The sequence below is a fragment of the Dialister sp. UBA1703 genome (genome assembly GCA_002320515.1).
Lineage (GTDB): Bacteria > Bacillota > Negativicutes > Veillonellales > Dialisteraceae > Dialister.
Window position 1 is genome coordinate 1 of the sequence record DCJJ01000058.1, and the last position, 3,580, is coordinate 3,580.

Annotated in this window: 4 protein-coding genes; all 4 read left to right on the forward strand. The window is 54.4% G+C overall.

The features are described from left to right. The first annotated feature begins 244 nt into the window (after nt 1-244). The 4 genes from B2Y11_RS02655 to cobC are packed head-to-tail and all read left to right on the forward strand — an operon-like array spanning nt 245 to nt 3,552. Entirely contained in the window at nt 245-994 is a 750-nt protein-coding gene (locus tag B2Y11_RS02655; RefSeq protein ID WP_291055861.1) for an adenosylcobinamide-GDP ribazoletransferase, read from the forward strand. After that, the gene (locus B2Y11_RS02660; RefSeq protein WP_291055864.1) at nt 982-1,869 is read left to right on the forward strand and encodes a GHMP kinase; all 888 of its coding nucleotides are present in this window, start codon (nt 982-984) and stop codon (nt 1,867-1,869) included. Before B2Y11_RS02655 ends, B2Y11_RS02660 begins: the two co-directional genes overlap by 13 nt. Next, a complete protein-coding gene (locus B2Y11_RS02665; protein ID WP_291055866.1) occupies nt 1,850-2,929 on the forward strand; it encodes a pyridoxal phosphate-dependent aminotransferase in 1,080 nt (359 codons plus the stop codon). The genes B2Y11_RS02660 and B2Y11_RS02665 overlap by 20 nt, the downstream gene beginning before the upstream one ends. Then, nucleotides 2,926-3,552: an alpha-ribazole phosphatase gene (cobC, locus tag B2Y11_RS02670; protein ID WP_291055868.1), complete on the forward strand. Its 627-nt coding sequence runs from the start codon at nt 2,926-2,928 to the stop codon at nt 3,550-3,552. Before B2Y11_RS02665 ends, cobC begins: the two co-directional genes overlap by 4 nt. Nucleotides 3,553-3,580: the final 28 nt, after the last annotated feature.

A 3,580-nucleotide genomic window follows, 5' to 3' on the forward strand; every position in this document is an offset into this window, starting at 1 on the left:
TTTAATCAGCGCTTCCCTAGTGGACTAGTAAGTGTCACTATCTACATGTACCAGAATTCTTCGCCTGGGGTCAGAATGACGATGAGGGCGGGAGAGAGTCCCGTAACGCTGACTTTATACTCATCGCCCGAAGGGCGATACCACAACCCTCGGCGGCGTAGTCGCCGTCAAACCTGAAAACCCTCCGGCCCAACGGGCCGGTCCAACTTAAGAACCTTTTTTTATAAATCACATTGGTGTCCATATGAATTCTTTCTTAGTAGGTCTGCAGTTTCTCACCCGCATCCATATTTCAAACAGTACGGTGTGGAAGGATGAGGAATTCGGAAAAAGTGTAATGTGGTTTCCTGTGTATGGATGGATTATCGGCGCATTTATGTGCCTCATCTATTTCCTCATGAAACCTCTTGATATGCCCTATCTCACTGCCTTTGTCATCGTGCTGGGGGAGCTTTTCCTTTCGGGCGGTACCTTGGCTGACGGGCTCATGGATTCTTCGGACGGGCTTTTTTCCGGCCGGTCCAGGGAGCGGTCCCTGGAGATTATGAAGGACAGCCTCATCGGCTCTTTCGGCCTTTTGTCCATGATTATTTTCATCAATCTCTACACCCTGGGACTTGGGTCTCTGGACGGGGCCCTCTATCCGGTGCTCATGGCGGCGCCTACGCTGGGGCGGCTGAATCTTGTGATCAGCATCTGTGAGTATCCCTATGCCCGGCCCTACGGCATGGGGAAGGCTTTTTCCGCTTACCGTTCCAAACATGCGGTGGCCATTGCTTCTTTCTTTGCACTTCTTCCGGCCCTCTATTTCGGCTTTGTCTATGTGCTTCTGGCAGGGGCGTCCCTGCTTCTGGGGCTCTACCTTAACCACTGGATTGTCGGTAAAATCGGCGGCACCACCGGAGATACCTACGGCTTTGTGAATCAGGTGACGGAAGTATTTCTTGTTCTTCTCTTTGTTTTAATTTCCAGGGGGAATGTATGGCATATGTAGTCAGTTCGCCGGGCTCCTGCGGGGAGTTTATCCAGGGCTATAAGGATGGCTCTTCCTTTATGGTCACCTGCCCTGTGGACCGCTTTTCCTATGCCCTTTCCGGCTTTGACGGGGCAGGGGAGAAGCTGCCGGCCAAGGCGGAAATGGCGGTGCGCCATACCCTTTCTTATCTGGGAGAAGGGGGAAGGGCAGTGCCCCTCCGTTTGAAATCCTATATTCAAAAGGGAAAAGGCATGGCCTCCAGCACCGCCGATATCAGCGCAGCGGCCCAGGCGGCTGCCCTTTCCCTTGGACGGAAGCTGTCGGAAAGGGAAATCGCAGACATTGCCCTTTCCATCGAACCCAGCGACGCCACCTTTTTCCCGGGGATCGTGGAGTTTGACTACCGGGAAGGGAGGCTCATCCATGAAATGGGACTGTGCCCTTCCATGCAGATCCTGGTTTACGACTGCGGCGGGGAAGTGGACACCATGCAGTTTAATTCCAGAGGGGACCTGGTGGATCTCCAGAGAAGCAATGAAAAGGAAATCAGCCGGGCCCTTGCCCTTTTCCGCAGGGGGATTGCGGAAAAATCGCTGGACCTTATCGGTGAGGCGGCGTCCATTTCCTCCTTTGCTAACCAGAAAATCCTCTTCAAGAAACCGCTCTCCGATTTCTACCGCCACGGCCTTGCAAGGGGCGGGAAAGGGGTGATCTGCGCCCACAGCGGCACGGTGCTGGGCCTCATCCTCCCCATGGACCGGGACGCTGAGGCGGTGCGCTCTTTCCTTGATGAAAAAATGAAGGGAAGGATTTCCTTCCTGGACCTGGTGCATATCACAAACCAGGGCATGCAGTGCAGAAAGTGTGATGTGAATGACTTTGAAAAGCTCTAGGCACGGCGGGGACGTATTCTCCCTTGCCCCTGCCGAAAGAAATAAAATCCTTGATTTCAGCATCAATATCAACCCACTCGGCCTTTCTCCCCAGGGGAGAAGGGCTCTTGAACGTTATTGGGAAATCGAAACCCTGCGCTATCCGGATGTGGAGGACCGGGACGTGACGGAAGCCCTGGCAAAAGCCTATCATATGCCAAAGGACACCATCGCCCTGGGAAACGGGGCCACAGAGCTCATGTACACCCTCCTTGCCATGATTCGCCCTTCCAAAGTGCTGGTGCCGGCGCCTGCCTTTTCGGAATACCGCCTTTCCGCCGAAGCGGCAGGCATTCCTACGGAAAGCTTCCTTCTGGACAGGGACCATGACTTTGCCCTGCCCCTGGAAGAACTGGAAAACCGGATGACCGAAAACTCCCTCATCTACCTAGGCCATCCCAACAACCCCGACGGCTGCCTCCTCCGGAAAGACGATTTCCTGTCCCTCCTTTCCATGGCGGAAGAAAAGAAAAGCCTCCTTGTAATCGACGAATCCTTCATCGACTTCGTGGAAGGGGACGTTTCCTGCCGTCCCTATGTGAATAACAATTCACATGCAGTGGTCGTTATGTCCCTCACCAAATTCTACGCCGTGCCCGGTCTCCGCATCGGCTGCTCCTTCGCCGCTCCCCCTTTGACGGAAAAGCTCAAAAGCCGTCTCATCCCCTGGAACGTGAACGGCCCCGCCCAGCTCTACATGACCTATGCCGCAGGGGACAGGAAATTTATAGAAAAATCCAGAACCTTCTGCAGAAAAGAAAGGGCCCGCTTCGTGAAAGCCCTTTCAGAAATCGAAGGACTTCAAGTGTACCCGGGCTGCGTCAATTTCATCCTTCTGAAACTCACCGGCTCCATCAGAAACGCCGTCGATTTGCAGAAACTTCTCCTTCCCGAAAACATCTTTATCCGCCAGTGCGGCAACTACGAAGGCCTTGATGACTCCTACTTCCGGCTGGCCGTGAGGACAAGGGAAGAAAACGACCGGCTCATTCACGCTTTGAAAGAGGTTTACCATCCATGATTACACTCTATCTTGTACGGCACGGCCAGACCGTGTGGAACAGCTCCGGAAAATACCAGGGCCGCACCGACGTGGCCTTAAGCGAAAAAGGCCTTGCCCAGGCGGAAAAGACGGTGGAACGCTTTCGGAGCGTCCACCTGGACGGCGTCATCGCAAGTCCCCTTATGCGGGCCGCCGACACTGCCAGAGGCATTGCAGAAACCCATGGCCTTCCCCTGGAAACGGACAGCCGTCTCATGGAACTCTCCTTCGGTGACTGGGAAGGAAAGACCTACGACGAAATCGAAAAAATCTGGCCCGGCATGATCGAAGCCATGTACCACGACGCCGGCACACTGAAACTCCCGAACGGCGAATCCTTCGAAGACTGCCAGACACGGTGCATGGAAGCGGTGAATGAAATCATTCAGCGGGGCGACAGCAAATCCTACGCCATCGTCTGCCACGGAGCAGCGCTGCGCACCATCATCTGCGCCCTCATCCATATCCCGCTGGCAAGGTCCTGGAACCTGGCCCTCTCCAACGCCAGCATCTCCCAGGTCAACATCTACCCGGGAGATATGAATATGCTCTATACCCTGAACGATACCTCCCATCTGGGAGAACTGAAGTCGGGAAGCTAGGGATGCACTGATTAATTCGCAGAATCGA

What these genes read in the sequence shown, in the direction of transcription:
- B2Y11_RS02655 (WP_291055861.1), top strand. Translation starts at nt 245, where the DNA reads ATGAATTCTTTCTTAGTAGGTCTGCAGTTTCTCACCCGCATCCATATT.
- B2Y11_RS02660 (WP_291055864.1), top strand. Translation starts at nt 982, where the DNA reads ATGGCATATGTAGTCAGTTCGCCGGGCTCCTGCGGGGAGTTTATCCAG.
- cobC (WP_291055868.1), top strand. Translation starts at nt 2,926, where the DNA reads ATGATTACACTCTATCTTGTACGGCACGGCCAGACCGTGTGGAACAGC.
- B2Y11_RS02665 (WP_291055866.1), top strand. Translation starts at nt 1,850, where the DNA reads ATGACTTTGAAAAGCTCTAGGCACGGCGGGGACGTATTCTCCCTTGCC.